The organism is Flavobacterium sp. SH_e, from assembly GCF_025717045.1.
Lineage (GTDB): Bacteria > Bacteroidota > Bacteroidia > Flavobacteriales > Flavobacteriaceae > Flavobacterium.
In genome coordinates, this window is sequence record NZ_JAOVZN010000005.1 from 23,423 (window position 1) to 39,650 (window position 16,228).

A 16,228-nucleotide genomic window follows, 5' to 3' on the forward strand; every position below is an offset into this window, starting at 1 on the left:
ACCCGACAGTTTTTTTAACCTGTTGGGTTTACGTTTGTAAAGACCTTATGGAAATAAAAAGTTATAACCTAGCCCCGATAGAGCGGATATCCTTTTATGGCGGGGTTCGCCATAAAAGATAGGAGCGAAAGCGGGACTAAACGTCTTGAAAAAACCTAAAATCTTCTGCTTCTTAATAATCAACTGACAATCAATCTGGAAATATTTTGTAAATCCAAATATTTGTAGTAATTTTGCAGACCTTTTGGCAGAGAAGAGTTTCCTTTAGGTATCAACCATTTATGTAAAACAACTTCTGTATTTTCTATCGCATAGAGAAACTCGAGAAAAACAGAATACAAATTTTTTTATCAGCATGTCTGAACAAACAAAATCACAAGAAGAGTTTTTAGCAAATTTTAACTGGCACAACTTCCAAGAAGGAATCGATGCAGTAGATGAAAAAAACTTACAAGAGTTTGAGGAACTAGTATCTAAAACTTTCATCGCTACAGATCAAGAAGAAGTAGTTGAAGGAGTTGTAGTTAGAATTACAGATAGAGACGTTATCGTTGATATCAATGCTAAATCTGAAGGTGTTATTTCTTTAAACGAATTTCGTTACAACCCAAATTTAAAAGTAGGTGACAAAGTAGAAGTATTAATCGACATCCGTGAGGATAAAACAGGTCAATTAGTATTATCTCACAGAAAAGCACGTACTATCAAATCTTGGGATAGAGTTATTGCAGCTAATGAAACTGGAGAAATCGTTAACGGTTTTGTTAAATGTAGAACTAAAGGAGGTATGATTGTTGACGTATTCGGTATCGAAGCGTTCTTACCTGGATCTCAAATTGACGTTAAGCCAATTAGAGACTACGATGTATATGTAAACAAAATGATGGAATTCAAAGTGGTAAAAATCAACCACGAATTCAAAAACGTTGTTGTATCTCATAAAGCTCTTATCGAGGCTGATATTGAAGTACAGAAAAAAGAGATCATCGGTCAATTACAAAAAGGACAAGTATTAGAAGGTGTTGTTAAAAACATTACTTCTTATGGTGTGTTCATTGACTTAGGTGGTGTTGACGGATTAATTCACATTACTGACCTTTCTTGGAGTAGAATCAACCACCCAAGTGAAGTTCTTGAATTAGATCAAAAATTAAACGTTGTAATCCTTGATTTCGATGATGAGAAAACAAGAATTCAATTAGGATTGAAACAATTAAACGCTCACCCATGGGATGCTTTAGATGCTAACTTAACTGTTGGTGATAAAGTTAAAGGTAAAGTAGTTGTAATCGCTGATTACGGTGCTTTCATCGAAGTTGCTGAAGGTGTTGAAGGTTTAATCCACGTTTCTGAAATGTCATGGTCAACTCATTTACGTTCTGCTCAAGATTTCGTAAAAGTTGGAGATGTTGTTGAAGCTGTTATCTTAACTTTAGATAGAGATGACCGTAAAATGTCATTAGGTATCAAACAATTGACTCAAGATCCATGGACTGACATTACTTCTAAATACCCAGTAGGTTCTAAACATACAGGTATCGTTAGAAACTTCACAAACTTTGGTATTTTCGTAGAATTAGAAGAAGGAATTGATGGATTAATCTACATTTCTGACCTTTCTTGGACTAAGAAAATCAAACACCCATCTGAGTTTGTAAACGTTGGTGAAAAACTTGATGTTGTAGTATTAGAGTTAGATGTTGAAGGACGTAAATTATCTTTAGGTCACAAACAAACTACTGCTAATCCTTGGGATCAATACGAAGATTCTTTCGCTGTAGGAACTATCCACAATGGTGAGATTTCTGAAATCGTTGACAAAGGAGCTACTGTAGAATTCGGAGATGATATCGTTGCTTTCATTCCTACTCGTCACCTTGAAAAAGAAGACGGAAAGAAATTGAAAAAAGGTGATACTGCTGATTTCAAAGTAATCGAGTTCAACAAAGAATTCAAAAGAGTAGTTGCTTCTCACACTGCTATCTTCCGTGAAGAAGAAGAGAAAAACGTGAAAGCTGCTGCTGAAACTACTGCATCTGCATCTACAAACGCGCCAGCTGCGACTTTAGGTGATAACAATGATGTATTAGCTGCTTTAAAAGCTAAAATGGAAAAAACTGAGAAAAAATAATTCTTAGTTTCATCTAAATAGAAAGTCCCGCAGAAATGCGGGAGTTTTTTGTTTATAATTGTTTCAGTTTTCAAGTTGCTCCTCAATTGCGAGTTCGAGCGGAGTTGAGAACTTTTTGAAAACGATATTTACTTAGTATTAATTTGATGCTAACAATTTTGATTCTTCTGGTGTAAAATCATCTACGATAGTGTAGGTGTTTATATTTGCCAGTCTCATTTCTTCTAAAATATCTACTAAATTTCCATAATTACTTTTGGTGGATGGTTTTATAAAAACAATTGCACCTCGGTTTGGTTTTCCTATAGAAGCTGAATATTTTAGCATTTTATTATTGAAAGCGGTTAATTCAGTTCTAAATTTATTTTTGCTAAACTCAGTTTCTGTAGGCTTTTCCAATGGATCTGGAGATAATATACCTGAATATGTTATGATTTTATCGTTGTCTCCTAATATAACAGTGTAAAAACGGTCAGCTATAAAACAGCTTGCAATGGGTTCTCCACCGCATCCTCTAAATCTGTCTGGTAAATTTAGATCCATAACTTTAGGTTTAGCCAATTCACCAACCAACATAAAAAATATAATCAACAAAAAAGAAACGCTGACCATTGCTGTTAAATCAACTCTGGAGGTTAATTTTCTACTTCTAACTTTTTGAGGCAGATTTTTCATAAGTTTTATATTTAATACAGAAGAGTTATTTTGAAGCCAATAATTCTGATTCTTCAGGAGTAAAATCATTTACAATAGCATAAGTATCAATTCCTGTAATTGCCATTTCGTCAAGTATATCAATTAAATTTTTGAAATTAGATTTATTACTTGGCTTAATTATTACTACTGGTCCATTTTTGGGTTTTCCTAAAGCGGCTGAATATTCAAGGATTTTTTGTTTTCTGATTTTTAATTCTTGACGTATTCCATTTTTTCCATAATCTATTTTTTTTGGAGCTTGTATAGGAGCAAATATTAATCCTGAATAAGTTACTATTTTATTATTTTCGTCTAATAAAACTGTTATGGTACGATTGTTATTACCAAAACCGCATATAATAGTACCTTCTGGATACTGATATTTTTCCGGAAGAGATAAATCCATAACCTTAGGTTTAGCCAATTCACCAACCAGCATAAAAAATATAATCAACAAAAAAGAGACACTAACCATTGCAGTTAAATCTACTCTTGAATTTAACTTTCTGCTTCTAACTTTTTGAGGTAAATTTTTCATAGACTTTATATTTAATTTGAAGCTAGTAATTTGGATTCTTCTGGACTGAAATCATTTACTATTGCATAAGTATCAATTTTTGCAATTGCCATTTCATCCAAAATATCTACAAGATTTTTAAAGTTACTTTTTTTACTTGGTTTAATGATCACAACCATTCCTCTTCCAGGTCTTCCTAATTGAGCAGAATAATTAAGCATGTTTTTATTTTGTTTTAAAAGTTCTTGTCTTATTCCGTCTTTTCCGTATTCAAATTTTTTCGGAGCAATTTTGGGTACTTCTAGGAATCCCATATAAGACACTAATTTATCATCATCTCCTAGTAAAATTGTGTAAGAACGGTTTTCTCCACAGCCACCAGTCCACTTGCATGTATGCGGATCATAATCTGGTAGACTTAAATCCATGATTTTATTTTTTCGCAATTCAATTGTGACCATAAAAAATATAATCAGTAAAAAAGAAACGCTAACCATTGCTGTTAAATCTACTCTTGAATTTAACTTTCTGCTTCTGACTTTTTGAGGTAAATTTTTCATATGTAACAATTTATATTAATTAGAGGCTAGTAATTTTGATTCTTCTGCAGTAAGATCGTCAACTATTGAATAGGTTTCAATTTTAGCAATTTTCATTTCATCTACGATATTTACTAAACTGCCATAGTTCGAGTGCTTACTCGGCTTTATAATAACAATTACTCCACTCATTGGTTTTCCTTCAGAAATCATATAATCTTGAACTTCTTTCTTTTTGCGGAACACCTCTTGTCTTATCTCATTTTTTTGAAATTTAAATTCTTTTGGTTTCTCCAATGGAAATTCTAGTAAACCTGAATAAGTAATCATTTTGCCATTTTTATCTAACAATATTGTAAACAGTTGATCAGCTTTAAAACATCCAATATTCTCTAGACATGCATATTTCTCTGGCAAATACAGATTCATTTTTGGAGGCTTTGATAATTCGTTAACAACCATAAAAAATGCAATAAGTAAAAAAGAAATACTAACCATTGCAGTTAAATCAACTCCTGAATTTAATTTTCTATCTCTGAATTTTTGAGCTAAATTTTTCATAATTGATGATTTTTGTTTTTAAATTTAACAATAAAAGAAATGCAAAAAGTAAATTTTTTGGGTTTTTTTAAAGAAAAATTAAATTAAGTTAATGCCTTGTTTTGCTGGAAATTTAAGAGAGAATTTGCGCTTTTTGACATAAGACTGGTTTCAAGCGAAAACCAAAACAAGTTTATCACCGTAAATGAGCTTATAACTTAAAATCATTTAAATATGAAAACTAAAAAAATTTTAGCCCTTGCAGTTTTAGCTTTAGGATTTGCATTTACATCAAATGCACAAAAATCAGTAATGGTTGGCGGTGCAGCGATGTATCCAAATAAAAACATTATTGAAAACGCTGTAAATTCAAAAGATCATACAACATTGGTTGCCGCAGTAAAAGCAGCCGATTTGGTTGAGACTTTAAAAGGAAAAGGCCCTTTTACTGTTTTTGCTCCAACAAATGAAGCCTTTGATAAATTGCCAAAAGGAACAGTAGAAACATTATTAAAACCAGAGAATAAAAAAATGCTTCAAAACATTCTGACTTATCATGTTGTGGCAGGGAAATGGAATGCTTCTGATATTGCAAAAGCAATAAAAGAGGGTAAAGGAAAAGCAACTATAAAAGCGGTAAATGGCGGAACATTGACAGTTTGGATGAAAGGAAAAGATTTATATATTACGGATGAAAATGGTAATAAATCAAAAGTTACTATTGCAGATGTAAATCAATCAAATGGTGTGATACATGTAATTGATGCTGTGTTGCTTCCTAAAAAATAATTAATATCTCCATAATAGTTGCCTACAATAAAAAGTCCTTTAGATTCTCTAGAGGGCTTTTTTTATAAAAATCTATCTTTTAAGATGTATAAAATTGAAAAGGCATTGATGGCAAACAAAAAGACAAGAACCGATCTATCTATTACCGCGCCTTGTGCTAAACAGAAGAAATCTATAACGAAAATTAAAATTATTAAAGTGTATTTTATTTGCTCTTTTAATGTAAGTATATTTTTTGTAAGAAAGTAGAAAATAGTACTGCAAATCAAAATAAAAAGCAGAGAAGCAAATAAAAAATAAAGTATAATAGTTAGATTTCTTAAGTCACCAATTCCATCAGTTTTAAGGCAGAATAATAACCAGATCAGAATAGAAATGAAAAATATTCCGTTTGTAACTTTAATAAATTGCAGAAAATTATTTTTCATTTGGATAGTTATTTTTTTGCGGTTAATGTACTTCCTGCTGAAGCAATTATGACACAAACTACAGCCAAAATTTCGTTGAAATTCAAATTTTCATGAAGGAAAATAAATGCACAGATAGAAGCTGCGGCAGGTTCTAAACTCATCAAAATACTAAAAGTACGTGGAGGAAGTTTTCCTAATGCTTTCATTTCTAGTGTAAACGGAATTGCGCTAGATAAAAGAGCAAGAGCGACACCCATTCCGAAAAGTTTTGAAGTTAGATTGGCTAAGCCATTTTCTAGAAAGCCAAATGGTAAAACTAAAAGTGCGGCAAACAACATTCCTGTTGAAACAGCATCACCATCATTCATTATTTGAGAAATCTTTCCGCCTAAAACTATATAAGCACTCCAAAATGCTCCAGCTAAAAGTGCACAGATAATTCCTATCGGATTCAAACTATCATTTGTCCAAGGAGCAATTAGTAAAATTCCGATTGCGGCCAATAAAACCCAGCAATAATCAATTAAACGTTTTGAACCCGCTATTGCCAATAGTAATGGACCAACAAATTCAAGTGTAACAGCAAGTCCGATTGGGATTTTTTCTATAGCGAAGTAAAAAATCAAATTCATTGCACCTAGAGACAAGCCATACGGAATTACAATTTTCCATTGTTTTGCTGTTACAGCCTTAAAATTAGGTCTGTAAGCTAATAATAAAATTAATGCAGAAATGCCGATACGCATAGATGCTGTGCCCGCAGCGCCGATTGCAGGAAATAAAGTTTTTGCAATTGCTGCTCCGCATTGCACACTGATAATTGCTAATAATACTGCAGGAACAGGTGGCAGACTGATTTCTCTGTTTTTCATAAAAAGTAAGACAGAATCATAAAACGCTTTATTTCTGTCGGATAAATAAAATGTATTCTAAATTAATTGCCTAAAGCTTTTTTAGTGACGTAAGCGCGATAACCAATAATAGCCATCTGCCATTTTTTTGCTTTAGAAATATCTAAACCTTGTTTGGTAAAGCTTGGCAAAAGTAGTTTGTTTAGTTTAGCTAATAATTTATACATAGTAGATTTGTTTCGTCAAAGATATAAAAAAGACTTTGTGTTTGAAACAAAGTCTTTTATGCAGTAAAATGTAAAAAACATCTAGATTTTTAGAATGAGGTTTTCGTCTCCTTCAGTTTGTCTATTTATAGCATTTTTTGGAGCTTCCATCCAACCTGTTTTATTAATGACAAACTTAAAAAGATGCGTTTTGTCTTTTTCAAATTGTGATTTAGGAACTGATAGTTCAAATTTGTTTTTGCTTTTCTGAATCATTTGAAAATTACTGTCATTTGGATTCCACTTGTCAAAAGAACCTGCGATAGAGACACTTTTAACTAAATTAGGATCTAAGTTTTTATCATGTTCATAAACAAACACAACATTATCGTCTATGATTTTGTAACCATAAATTCCAGTTTGTTTTTTGTTTTCAGTCAATAAATCATTAGAAAGTCTAACAATTGCTTCGCCTAAAGCATTTGCAGTACTTTCGTCACTTATATTTACAATAATTGAAATTCCTAATTGACGTTCTGGATAAATAATTAGCATATTTTGAGTTCCAAATGCACCTCCATGTTTCCAACAGTTTTTTCCGTTTTCGTCGACTTGAATATAATCCCAAAAATAACCGTTCCAAGTTGTTGGACTGTTTAATAGATTTCGCTGAGATTCTTGAACAATTTTATTTTTTGTATTTAATTCATAACTAATAAATTTGGTCAAGTCACTTAAAGTAGATTTTAATCTTCCTGCAGCTCCCCAAAGATTATCTGAAATCGTTGGCATTAAAACTCCTTTCAAATTATAGCCATTAGCAATTACAGTATTAGGACTTACATTTATACCACTTGATTGCATATTCAACTTTGAAAAAATATTTTCCTTTAAAAGCGTTTCGTAACTTTTCTGATAAACATTTTCTAGAATATGTGCCGTCAAATTAAGGCTTCCATTGCTGTATTTAAATTTAGTTCCAGGTAAAGTGTCTAATTTAACGGTTTTAAGATCCTCAAAGAAGTTTTCGCGAGTATAATTCTCATCCATTTTTTTGAATGCTAAATAACTGCTGTCGTTTCTGTTTTTTCTTAACTCTGAATTGTCTGGAAGATCTTTGTCAAAACCAGTTCTAAAAGAAACCAAATCTTTAATTGTAATTGGTATTCCATTATATTCTAAGTTCGGGTAAGAACCGGTAATGTATTTTCTAATATCATCATCTGGATTTAGTTTTCCTTCTAAAACTGCCTGAGCAGCAAGTAATCCAGTGAATAATTTAGTAATGGACGCAACTTCAAAAATGGTATTATTGTTGGCTATATTTTCTTTTCCTTTGTCAATTTCTCCGTAATGTCTGGTGTATGTTTTTCCATTTTTAACAACGCCAATTGAGATAGAATTCGCTTTTGATTTATTAGAAAGTATCGAAGCAGTTTTATCCATTGCAATAAAAATACTTTTATCAATGGTGTTTTTCTGTGCTAGTATAGAAAAACTTAAACACAAAAATAAAATTGAAATATTTTTTTTCATGCGTCAGATTTTTGTTTTTACTGAAATAATAAATAGAAAAACCAGTGGTATAAGCACTGGTTTTTCTGTTGAGAATTAAATAATTAAGCTTTTTTATTTTCTTTTTCCCAAGCTTTCATGTCTTTTTCATGCTGTTTCATGTCTTTAGCGTGTTGCTTCATATCTTTAGCATGTTGTTTCATATCTTTTTCGTGCTGTTTCATATCAAGTTCATACTGCTTCATGTCTTGCTCGTATTGCTTCATGCTATTTTCATAATCTTGAGAGTTATCTCCAAATTTGAATTTAAAGTCATAATTGAATTTCTCCATATTAGCACTGAATTTTTCCATCGCGATTTCATATTTCGCCATTTCTTTTTCATAATCAGCTGATCTTTGAGACATGATAGCTTCAATTTGCTTTTCATAGGCATCCATTTGTGGTTCAAATGATTCCATCTGCTTTTCGAACGCTTCCATTTCTTTTTCAAACTTACTCATTGCAACTTTATCATTCGGATTCTTTGGTGCAACTGGAGGTTTTGGCATTTTTGACATGTCTATTGCTGGAGCAGGAGGCAGTGGTCCTGAAGGAAATGAAGGTGGAGTTGGAGGTGTTGGAGGAACAATATCTCCGTTACGAACAATTACTCTCTCATTTCTGATAATTATCGGTGTTCTAAAGTTTTTATCAGTATTGATAACAATAGCTTTTGTTCCATTTTCGTCAGTACCTATTGCAAGCTCGCAATCTTTTATAGCTTGGTCTCCGTCAATTTTGATCGTTTGTTTTTTACCAGAATCTGATTTTACTTTGATCTGAATTGCAGTTAACTCTTCTTTCGTATTTCTTTTTACGTCAGAAATTTCAACATCAAGATTATGATTTGCTTTTAATTTTCCTGGTAATTCGTTTAACTCTTTATCAGTTGTATTTTTTGTTATCTTGATAGTTTCGTCAGAATCTTTAACGGTGTCTCTTTTTATGATAGCGATATCATCTTGTTTTTTTTCCTGAGCAATTGTCTTTATTTGAAATAAAAGGACAAATGCACCAAGAGCAGGAATTACTGCCGAATATTTCCAGTAATTTCTTTTGTTTGATTGATTTTTGTTTAACATAACAATTCGTTTTTTGATTAATGATTGATAAAAATGATTGGTGATTGCAACACAAGTTTCATGTGTTGTTATTTTTAAAAGCGTGTATTGATACGCTTTTTTGTCTGAAATTTTCTTCGCTGCTTCACTATCAGCAATAAATTCAAGATTTTGTAAAATAGCTTTTTTGTAAAGCCATACAATTGGGTTAAACCAAAATAGGATACAGAATATTCTAGAAATTAAAACATCAACGGTATGTTTTTGATCACTGTGTACTTTTTCATGTTCTAGAATATTTTCTAGTTCTGCTGCCGTGTATAGTGATGAGTTATACACGATGTAATCGAAATAAGAAAAAGGAGCAATATTTTCATTGACGTCAATAAATTTAAAATCATCTTGCTGTTTTACTTTTTTTCCTTTTAAGACAGAGTTTAAGCTGTAAAAATCAAGTGCAAATTTGGTCATGAAAGCCAAGAAACCAATTCCGTATGCAAGACCTAAAACTAAATTCCAATTGATCTCAAAACTTTCTTCCTCAACGGCATTTACTGTTGTCGGTCTATACTGAGGTTCATATGCAATAACATCATGATTTGAAGTTGGAATATTTTCAACCGTATTTCTCACAATAACAGGATCTGGAGCCAGTGTAGGCGGCGCTTCAATCCAAATTACTTTGGTATAAACGACAAAAGGAAGTACAACAGAAGTAATTAATCCAGCGATTAAAAACCAGCGGCTGCTGTTAAAAAAAGTTTCTTTGCGAAGTAAAAAAATGTAAGCAAAATAGAACATTGCCAACAACCCGCTTGATTTTAAGATAAAAATGAAAAGTGCTTCCATAATATTTTGATTATTTACCTTCTTTTGGATTTTCGATCATATCTAAGATTTCGCGTAACTCATCTGCCGAAATTTTTTCTTCTTTAGCAAAAAACGAAACCATGCTTTTATAAGAACTATTAAAATAATTGTCAATTGCAGTACTCATAAAGCCTTTTCGATAATCTTCAATACTTACAGCTGGATAATATTGATGTGTATTTCCAAAAGCATTGTGAGCAACATAACCTTTCTCTTCCAAATTACGAACAATGGTAGACAAAGTATTGTAATGCGGCTGATCTTCTAAAATCTCTGCTTGAATTTCTTTTACAAAAGCCTTTTTCAACTTCCATAAGATATGCATGATTTCTTCTTCTTTGTTGGTTAGTTTTTGCATCCTTTATATTTTAAATGATTACTCACGAGTTTCAATTTCAATAACGCCATTTGCACCAGCTTCGCCAAATTGAGCAATTGCATCTATACCTTTATATATGTGCATAGTTTTAATATCACGAGGTTGTATATCTTCTAGATTAAAATTGCTTGGCATTACATTTCCATCCACGATTATAAGTTTTTTTCCGTTAAGAGAAACTTTACTTGAACTTGAAACGACAATTTTTGGCCCATTTTCAGATGTTGTTATTGTGGTAACATTGTTGTCTTTATTTGTCGTTACAATAGTGCTAATATTTGTATTAGTATCACTGTTAGTTTTTGTACTAGTAATAGAATTAGTGTTAACATGGGTTTCTGTATTAGTAGTTATATTTTTGTTTTCTATTGTTTTTGCAGTAACTTTCACTTTGTCGTTCGAACTTACTTTTTTGCTAACAACAATTTTTTCGTCTGATGTTTGTATGCCAGCTTTTTTGCTTCCATCTTTATCTGTAATAACGACTATTCCAAAATCTTTGATGGTTTTATCTCCAACTTGTATTGATTGTGTTTTCTCGCTACCATTAATTACATCAACTTTAATAGATGTCAATAGATTTTGCGAGTTTCTTTTGATTTCAGAAACTTTAAAATCAATATTGTGAATTGATTTTAAGTTCGCTTTAAGTTCTTTTAATTCTGCATCTGTAGAGTTTTTCGTGATTTTGTAAACATTTACAGATTCAGTTCCTGTCGAAACCGCTTTTAAATTCTGCTGTCTTTCTTTTGCAATTACTTCAATTTGAAATAATAATACAAATGCTGCAAGCGCAGGAATTACAACATAATACTTCCATGAATTCCTCTTTTTTGATTGATTTTTGTTTAACATGACGATTCGTTTTTTGATTAATGATTGATAAAAATGATTGGTGATTGCAACACAAGTTTCGTGTGTTGTTATTTTTAAAAGCGTGTATTGATAGGCTTTTTTATCTAAAATTTTTTTTGCAGCTTCTTTATCAGCAATAAATTCTAAATTTTGCATTATTGCTTTTTTATAAAGCCAAACAATTGGATTGAACCAGAAAATGATGCTGAATGCTCTAGAAATCAGTACGTCTATGGTGTGATTTTGATCGCTATGTACTTTTTCATGTTCAATAATATTCTCTAATTCTGAAGGCGTGTATAGTGATGAGTTGTAAACGATATATTCAAAATAGGAGAAAGGCGCAATGTTTTCGTTTATGTCGATAAATTTAAAATCGGCTTGCTGTTTTACTTTTTTTCCTTTAATAATGGTATTCAAACTATAGAAATCAATTCCTAGTTTTATGAAGAACACTAAAAATCCGATTGCGTAAAGGCCAAGAATTAGAAACGTCCAATTAAAATCGACAGCTTCTTCTTGTGAAACATTTACTAACGATGTTGAAATATTTGTATTTAAATCGTTTGTAGTATCAATCCATATAACCTTTGTGTAACTTACTAATGGTAAAATTGAAGAAACAATTAATCCAGACAATAAAAACCATCTGTTGCTATTAAAAAATGTTTCTTTGCGAAGTAAGAAAAAGTAAACACAATAAAACAAAAGCATTAAGCTGCTTGATTTGGCGATATAAATGAAAACTGCTTCCATAAACCGATTATTTTTCGTCGTTTTTATTTTCGATCATAGATAAAATTTCACGCAATTCATCTGCTGAAATTTTTTCTTCTTTGGCAAAAAAGGAAACCATACTTTTATAAGAACTATTAAAGTAATTATCAATTGCGGTTTTCATAAATCCTTTTCTGTAATCTTCAATTGCTACAACTGGAAAGTATTGATGTGTGTTTCCAAAAGCATTGTGTCCAACATATCCTTTTTCTTCCAGATTACGAACAATTGTCGACAATGTGTTATAATGTGGCTGATCTTCTGTGATTTCAGCTTGAATTTCTTTTACAAAAGCTTTTTTAAGCTTCCATAAAATCATCATAATTTCTTCTTCTTTGTTTGTTAACTTCTGCATCTTCTCTAATTTTAATTCAAACCTACAACTATTTTTTTAGTTACACAACTATAAAAGTAGTTATTTAACTAAAAATTAAGTTGTATTTGAATTTAGAGCGCAAAAAAGCCATTCAAATTTAATGGTAATAAATTGAATTTTAAGGATTTAAGAAGTTAAAGTTTTTATGAAGCTTTCTCGTTGGTTAAAGCATTTTTAATCCAAATACAGCATCCAGTTGCAACCACACCAATACTTGCCATAAAAAACCAGTTAATTTGGTAACCAAATCTGGTAATAATCTCAAAGCCAAGTTTTGAACTGACAATATGTGCAAGACTAAAACTCATTGTATAAAGAGCCATATATCGGCCTTCTTGTCCGCGTGGAGCACGGCTTAAGGCAAAAGCATTAGAAAATGGAAAAGTAAGAACTTCACCAATCGAAATACAAACCATACTTACAACCAATATTCCAGCCCAGAAATTAATAAGAAGCAAAAAGAAACTAGAAGCCAATACAAAAGAACCTATAATAATGATTCGAATCTTCGGAAAGGCTTTTCGTTCTAAAAATCCAACTGTTGGCATTTCTAGAGAAAATATTAATAATCCGTTTAAGGTCATTAGTAAACCAGTTTGGAATTCGCTTAAACCAAATTTTTCATTATGATATAATGGAAGAGTAGTAAATAACTGGAAGAAAATCATAGCTGTAATAAAGCTTACAAATAAGAAAACCCAGAATATTTTATCATGAAAAACCGACTTTACATCAGAAGCGCTTTCTGCTTTATCATCGTGGGCTGCCTTTTTCTTTTCTTTTACCAGTAAAGCAAAAATCGAGATCGAAATAATACAAGAAGCTCCGTCAACCCAAAATAATCCTGAATATCCCATTCCCATAATAATTAAACCTCCAAGAGCTGGCCCTGCAGCAAAACCTAAATTTACAGCAAGGCGCACAAGTGTTAGCGCGCGAGTTCTGTTTTCTGGTTTTGCATAAGCTCCAAGAGAAACAAACATCGCGGGTCTAAACATATCGGCAATTGTCATAAGAACAAACATTGCAGCACAAAGAGCCCAGAAAGTTGTAATATATTGCACAAAGAAAAGAGAAACTCCACTAGTAAATAAGCTAAAAATCATGATTTTATAGAATCCGATTTTATCTGAAAGTTTACCGCCAAGCCAAGAACCCAGCATTGATCCAAAACCAAATGAAACCATAATCCACCCAACTTGATTGTACGAAAAATGAAGATCTTCTTTTAAATATTTGGATAAAAAAGGAAGAACCATTGTTCCGGCGCGGTTGATAAAAGTGATGATGGCAAGAATCCAAACTTCTCTGGTGAAACCTCGAAAGTTGTTAATGTAGTGGGTTAAAGCAGTTTTAAGCATTTTGTTTGATAAATTATCGTCACAAAGTTAGGAAACTTTGTCTCGTTAAGTGGTTGTTGTTTTGTTACTTTTGAACTATTTTTGCAGAAAATTTCTAAGATGAAAACTATAAACGCCATTGCTTTATTGTTGGTTTTTAATTTTGCTTTTGCCCAAAAAAAGTTTAATAAAGCTGATGTTCAAAAATTCCAAAAGAGAATTAATTCAGAATTTGCTGATCCTAAGGCAAGTCCGTTGATGGCTGAAGATCTAAAAACGTTTAAAAGCTTAGATTTTTTTCCTATTTCTGAAACTTATTTTGTGAATGCAACTTTGGTGAAAGCTAAAGGCGGAAAAGTTTTTGAAATGAAAACTTCAGGAAATTATACTCCAAAGTATATTAAATATGGAACTTTAAACTTTAAAATAAATGGAAAAGCCTTTAAATTGGCGGTTTATCAAAGTTTAGAGCTAATCGTTCAGGAAAAATATAAAAACCATCTCTTTTTACCTTTTTCAGATTTAACAAGCGGAAAACAAAGCTACATTGGAGGCCGTTATATTGATTTAGAAATTCCGAAAGGAAATACAATAGCAATCGATTTTAACCAAGCTTATAATCCGTATTGTGCTTATAATTATAAGTATTCTTGCCCGCTTGTGCCTCAGGAAAATGATTTGAAAATTGAAATTAAAGCAGGAGTTAAAGCTTTTCATTAATGGAATATTTCAATTTTCATACACATCAATTTACCAATCAACCTAATGTTTTAGAATTGGTTAATCAGTATCCAAAAGATTTTGATGCCGCGATTCCGTTTTATTCCATCGGGATTCATCCTTGGTATATCGATGAAAATCGTATTGATGAAGATTTGAAAATTATAGAAGAAAAATTGCAAACTCGAAATTGTCTAGCAATAGGAGAATGCGGTTTGGATAAAAGAATTGAGGTTCCGTTTGATTTACAAATTTCTGTTTTTGAAAAACAGTTAGAATTAGCAGAAAAATTTAAGAAACCTGTAGTTATTCATTGTGTTGCTGCTTTTCAGGAAGTAATGGCTATCAAGAAAAGAATGAAGATAAATGTTCCAATGATTAGTCATGGTTTTTCAAAAAATAATCAGTTAGCAGAACAATTAATTTCGGCAGGGTTTTATCTTTCATTTGGAAAATATTTATTGAAAAATCCAGATTTGAAAACGGTTTTTCAAAATGTTCCAAATGACCGTTTTTTTCTTGAAACCGATACAATTGAAGAATCAATTCAACAAGTTTATGAATTAGCTTGTGAGTATAAAAGGTTAGATTTAAAAGAGTTGCAAGGAGTTATTTTAAGTAATTATAAAAGTATATTTAACCAATAATAAGAATAAAAAATAAGCAGTATTTGAGTTCAAAGTTTGTCACCCTGACAACTGGGAAGAACTTGAAACTTGAAACAAAAAAAATAAAAAGTAAAAAAATAAAGAATATATGGCAGAATGGACAGAAAGAGCAGAGCTTTTGTTTACTAAAGAAGGATTAGAAAATTTACAAAAATCTAATGTTTTAGTTGTTGGACTAGGAGGAGTTGGATCTTTTGCAGCTGAATTTTTGGCAAGAGCAGGAGTAGGAAACATGACAATTGTAGATGGAGACGTAGTGGATATTACCAATATTAACCGTCAATTGCCGGCTTTGCACTCCACAGTTGGTCAGCCAAAAATTAAAATTGTTGGCGATCGTTTGATGGATATTAATCCAGAATTGAATTTAACTCGTGTTCAGGAATTTCTTTCTCCAGAACGTGCTTTTGAGATTGTATCTCCAGAATTTGATTATGTTTTAGATTGTATTGACAGTATTACTCCAAAATTAAATCTGATTATTGCTGCAAAACGCAAAAGAGTAAAAATCATAAGCAGTATGGGAGCTGGAGGAAAAATGTTGGCATCTAAAGTAAAAGTGACAGATATTTCTAAAACGATAAACTGCTATTTCTCTAAAACAATTCGCAAGCGTTTAAAAGAAGCAAAAATCAATAAACTTAAAGTAGTTTTTTCTTCTGAAATTCAAGACGAAAAAAGCTTAAAGCTAACAGACGGTAAAAACTTCAAAAAATCATTCTACGGAACAAACAGCTATATGCCAGGATTATTTGGCTTACACGCAGCCGAAACAGTGATTAGACATCTACTTAAAAAATAAGGTTCTAAGATGCTAAGATTCTAAGGTGCTAAGTTTTTTTTGTAGCTGAAACACAGAATCTTAATTTCTTGAACTTTTAAATAAAGCTGATAGTCAGCTTTGACAAAGTTAAGTGTGCAAAAAATAGAAACCTCAGAACCTTAG

General features: G+C 31.6%; 17 protein-coding genes. 5 read left to right on the top strand and 12 right to left on the bottom strand.

Annotated elements, in window-relative coordinates:
* Nucleotides 1-355: 355 nt before the first annotated feature.
* The gene (gene rpsA, locus OD917_RS07920) at nucleotides 356-2,131 is read left to right on the top strand and encodes a 30S ribosomal protein S1 (protein ID WP_026728756.1); all 1,776 of its coding nucleotides are present in this window, start codon (nucleotides 356-358) and stop codon (nucleotides 2,129-2,131) included.
* Nucleotides 2,132-2,269: 138 nt separating this feature from the next.
* Here rpsA and OD917_RS07925 read toward each other — a convergent pair whose 3' ends face one another.
* The 4 genes from OD917_RS07925 to OD917_RS07940 are packed head-to-tail and all read right to left on the bottom strand — an operon-like array spanning nucleotide 2,270 to nucleotide 4,444.
* Nucleotides 2,270-2,806, bottom strand: coding sequence for an ExbD/TolR family protein (locus tag OD917_RS07925; RefSeq protein ID WP_263523020.1), 537 nt, complete (start codon nucleotides 2,804-2,806; stop codon nucleotides 2,270-2,272).
* Nucleotides 2,807-2,831: 25 nt separating this feature from the next.
* A complete protein-coding gene (locus OD917_RS07930; protein ID WP_263523021.1) occupies nucleotides 2,832-3,365 on the bottom strand; it encodes an ExbD/TolR family protein in 534 nt (177 codons plus the stop codon).
* A gap of 11 nt (nucleotides 3,366-3,376) precedes the next feature.
* Nucleotides 3,377-3,904: an ExbD/TolR family protein gene (locus OD917_RS07935; protein ID WP_263523022.1), complete on the bottom strand. Its 528-nt coding sequence runs from the start codon at nucleotides 3,902-3,904 to the stop codon at nucleotides 3,377-3,379.
* Between the two features lie 15 nt (nucleotides 3,905-3,919).
* Nucleotides 3,920-4,444, bottom strand: a complete 525-nt coding sequence (locus tag OD917_RS07940; RefSeq protein ID WP_263523024.1) for an ExbD/TolR family protein — start codon at nucleotides 4,442-4,444, stop codon at nucleotides 3,920-3,922.
* A 213-nt stretch (nucleotides 4,445-4,657) separates the two neighbouring features.
* On the opposite strand from OD917_RS07940, the gene OD917_RS07945 reads away from it, so the two are divergent.
* Nucleotides 4,658-5,212: a fasciclin domain-containing protein gene (locus OD917_RS07945; protein WP_263523025.1), complete on the top strand. Its 555-nt coding sequence runs from the start codon at nucleotides 4,658-4,660 to the stop codon at nucleotides 5,210-5,212.
* Between the two features lie 436 nt (nucleotides 5,213-5,648).
* On the opposite strand, the gene OD917_RS07950 is transcribed toward OD917_RS07945, so the two are convergent.
* The 8 genes from OD917_RS07950 to OD917_RS07985 form a co-directional block, all read right to left on the bottom strand.
* Nucleotides 5,649-6,494, bottom strand: coding sequence for an EamA family transporter (locus OD917_RS07950; RefSeq protein WP_263523026.1), 846 nt, complete (start codon nucleotides 6,492-6,494; stop codon nucleotides 5,649-5,651).
* 62 nt (nucleotides 6,495-6,556) lie between these two features.
* Nucleotides 6,557-6,700: an SsrA-binding protein gene (locus tag OD917_RS07955; protein ID WP_111368963.1), complete on the bottom strand. Its 144-nt coding sequence runs from the start codon at nucleotides 6,698-6,700 to the stop codon at nucleotides 6,557-6,559.
* Between the two features lie 81 nt (nucleotides 6,701-6,781).
* Nucleotides 6,782-8,215 carry a serine hydrolase gene (locus OD917_RS07960; protein ID WP_263523027.1) on the bottom strand — a complete coding sequence of 478 codons (1,434 nt, stop codon included), beginning with the start codon at nucleotides 8,213-8,215 and terminating at the stop codon, nucleotides 6,782-6,784.
* 83 nt (nucleotides 8,216-8,298) lie between these two features.
* Nucleotides 8,299-10,146, bottom strand: a complete 1,848-nt coding sequence (locus OD917_RS07965) for a M56 family metallopeptidase (protein ID WP_263523028.1) — start codon at nucleotides 10,144-10,146, stop codon at nucleotides 8,299-8,301.
* Between the two features lie 10 nt (nucleotides 10,147-10,156).
* Nucleotides 10,157-10,525, bottom strand: coding sequence for a BlaI/MecI/CopY family transcriptional regulator (locus OD917_RS07970; protein WP_008468912.1), 369 nt, complete (start codon nucleotides 10,523-10,525; stop codon nucleotides 10,157-10,159).
* A gap of 18 nt (nucleotides 10,526-10,543) precedes the next feature.
* Complete coding sequence (locus OD917_RS07975) at nucleotides 10,544-12,157, bottom strand: M56 family metallopeptidase (RefSeq protein WP_263523029.1); 1,614 nt, start codon at nucleotides 12,155-12,157, stop codon at nucleotides 10,544-10,546.
* A 7-nt stretch (nucleotides 12,158-12,164) separates the two neighbouring features.
* Complete coding sequence (locus tag OD917_RS07980; RefSeq protein WP_263523030.1) at nucleotides 12,165-12,533, bottom strand: BlaI/MecI/CopY family transcriptional regulator; 369 nt, start codon at nucleotides 12,531-12,533, stop codon at nucleotides 12,165-12,167.
* A 164-nt stretch (nucleotides 12,534-12,697) separates the two neighbouring features.
* On the bottom strand, nucleotides 12,698-13,915 hold the full coding sequence (locus OD917_RS07985; RefSeq protein ID WP_263523031.1) for an MDR family MFS transporter: 1,218 nt from the start codon (nucleotides 13,913-13,915) through the stop codon (nucleotides 12,698-12,700).
* Between the two features lie 99 nt (nucleotides 13,916-14,014).
* On the opposite strand from OD917_RS07985, the gene OD917_RS07990 reads away from it, so the two are divergent.
* The 3 genes from OD917_RS07990 (at nucleotide 14,015) to OD917_RS08000 (ending at nucleotide 16,084) form a co-directional block, all read left to right on the top strand.
* Nucleotides 14,015-14,614, top strand: a complete 600-nt coding sequence (locus OD917_RS07990) for a DUF1684 domain-containing protein (protein ID WP_263523032.1) — start codon at nucleotides 14,015-14,017, stop codon at nucleotides 14,612-14,614.
* Nucleotides 14,614-15,261 (top strand): TatD family hydrolase, encoded by a 648-nt coding sequence (locus OD917_RS07995; protein WP_263523033.1) that lies wholly within the window; start codon nucleotides 14,614-14,616, stop codon nucleotides 15,259-15,261. The genes OD917_RS07990 and OD917_RS07995 overlap by 1 nt, the downstream gene beginning before the upstream one ends.
* A gap of 109 nt (nucleotides 15,262-15,370) precedes the next feature.
* On the top strand, nucleotides 15,371-16,084 hold the full coding sequence (locus OD917_RS08000) for a tRNA threonylcarbamoyladenosine dehydratase (RefSeq protein ID WP_263523034.1): 714 nt from the start codon (nucleotides 15,371-15,373) through the stop codon (nucleotides 16,082-16,084).
* Nucleotides 16,085-16,228 lie beyond the last annotated feature (144 nt).

Bases quoted from the DNA above. Each gene is read 5' to 3' on its own strand.
- OD917_RS07945 (WP_263523025.1), top strand. From the start codon at position 4,658: ATGAAAACTAAAAAAATTTTAGCCCTTGCAGTTTTAGCTTTAGGATTT.
- OD917_RS07985 (WP_263523031.1), bottom strand. From the start codon at position 13,915: ATGCTTAAAACTGCTTTAACCCACTACATTAACAACTTTCGAGGTTTC.
- OD917_RS07930 (WP_263523021.1), bottom strand. From the start codon at position 3,365: ATGAAAAATTTACCTCAAAAAGTTAGAAGCAGAAAGTTAAATTCAAGA.
- rpsA (WP_026728756.1), top strand. From the start codon at position 356: ATGTCTGAACAAACAAAATCACAAGAAGAGTTTTTAGCAAATTTTAAC.
- OD917_RS07995 (WP_263523033.1), top strand. From the start codon at position 14,614: ATGGAATATTTCAATTTTCATACACATCAATTTACCAATCAACCTAAT.
- OD917_RS07950 (WP_263523026.1), bottom strand. From the start codon at position 6,494: ATGAAAAACAGAGAAATCAGTCTGCCACCTGTTCCTGCAGTATTATTA.
- OD917_RS07925 (WP_263523020.1), bottom strand. From the start codon at position 2,806: ATGAAAAATCTGCCTCAAAAAGTTAGAAGTAGAAAATTAACCTCCAGA.
- OD917_RS07935 (WP_263523022.1), bottom strand. From the start codon at position 3,904: ATGAAAAATTTACCTCAAAAAGTCAGAAGCAGAAAGTTAAATTCAAGA.
- OD917_RS07975 (WP_263523029.1), bottom strand. From the start codon at position 12,157: ATGGAAGCAGTTTTCATTTATATCGCCAAATCAAGCAGCTTAATGCTT.
- OD917_RS07940 (WP_263523024.1), bottom strand. From the start codon at position 4,444: ATGAAAAATTTAGCTCAAAAATTCAGAGATAGAAAATTAAATTCAGGA.
- OD917_RS07965 (WP_263523028.1), bottom strand. From the start codon at position 10,146: ATGGAAGCACTTTTCATTTTTATCTTAAAATCAAGCGGGTTGTTGGCA.
- OD917_RS07990 (WP_263523032.1), top strand. From the start codon at position 14,015: ATGAAAACTATAAACGCCATTGCTTTATTGTTGGTTTTTAATTTTGCT.
- OD917_RS07955 (WP_111368963.1), bottom strand. From the start codon at position 6,700: ATGTATAAATTATTAGCTAAACTAAACAAACTACTTTTGCCAAGCTTT.
- OD917_RS08000 (WP_263523034.1), top strand. From the start codon at position 15,371: ATGGCAGAATGGACAGAAAGAGCAGAGCTTTTGTTTACTAAAGAAGGA.
- OD917_RS07960 (WP_263523027.1), bottom strand. From the start codon at position 8,215: ATGAAAAAAAATATTTCAATTTTATTTTTGTGTTTAAGTTTTTCTATA.
- OD917_RS07980 (WP_263523030.1), bottom strand. From the start codon at position 12,533: ATGCAGAAGTTAACAAACAAAGAAGAAGAAATTATGATGATTTTATGG.
- OD917_RS07970 (WP_008468912.1), bottom strand. From the start codon at position 10,525: ATGCAAAAACTAACCAACAAAGAAGAAGAAATCATGCATATCTTATGG.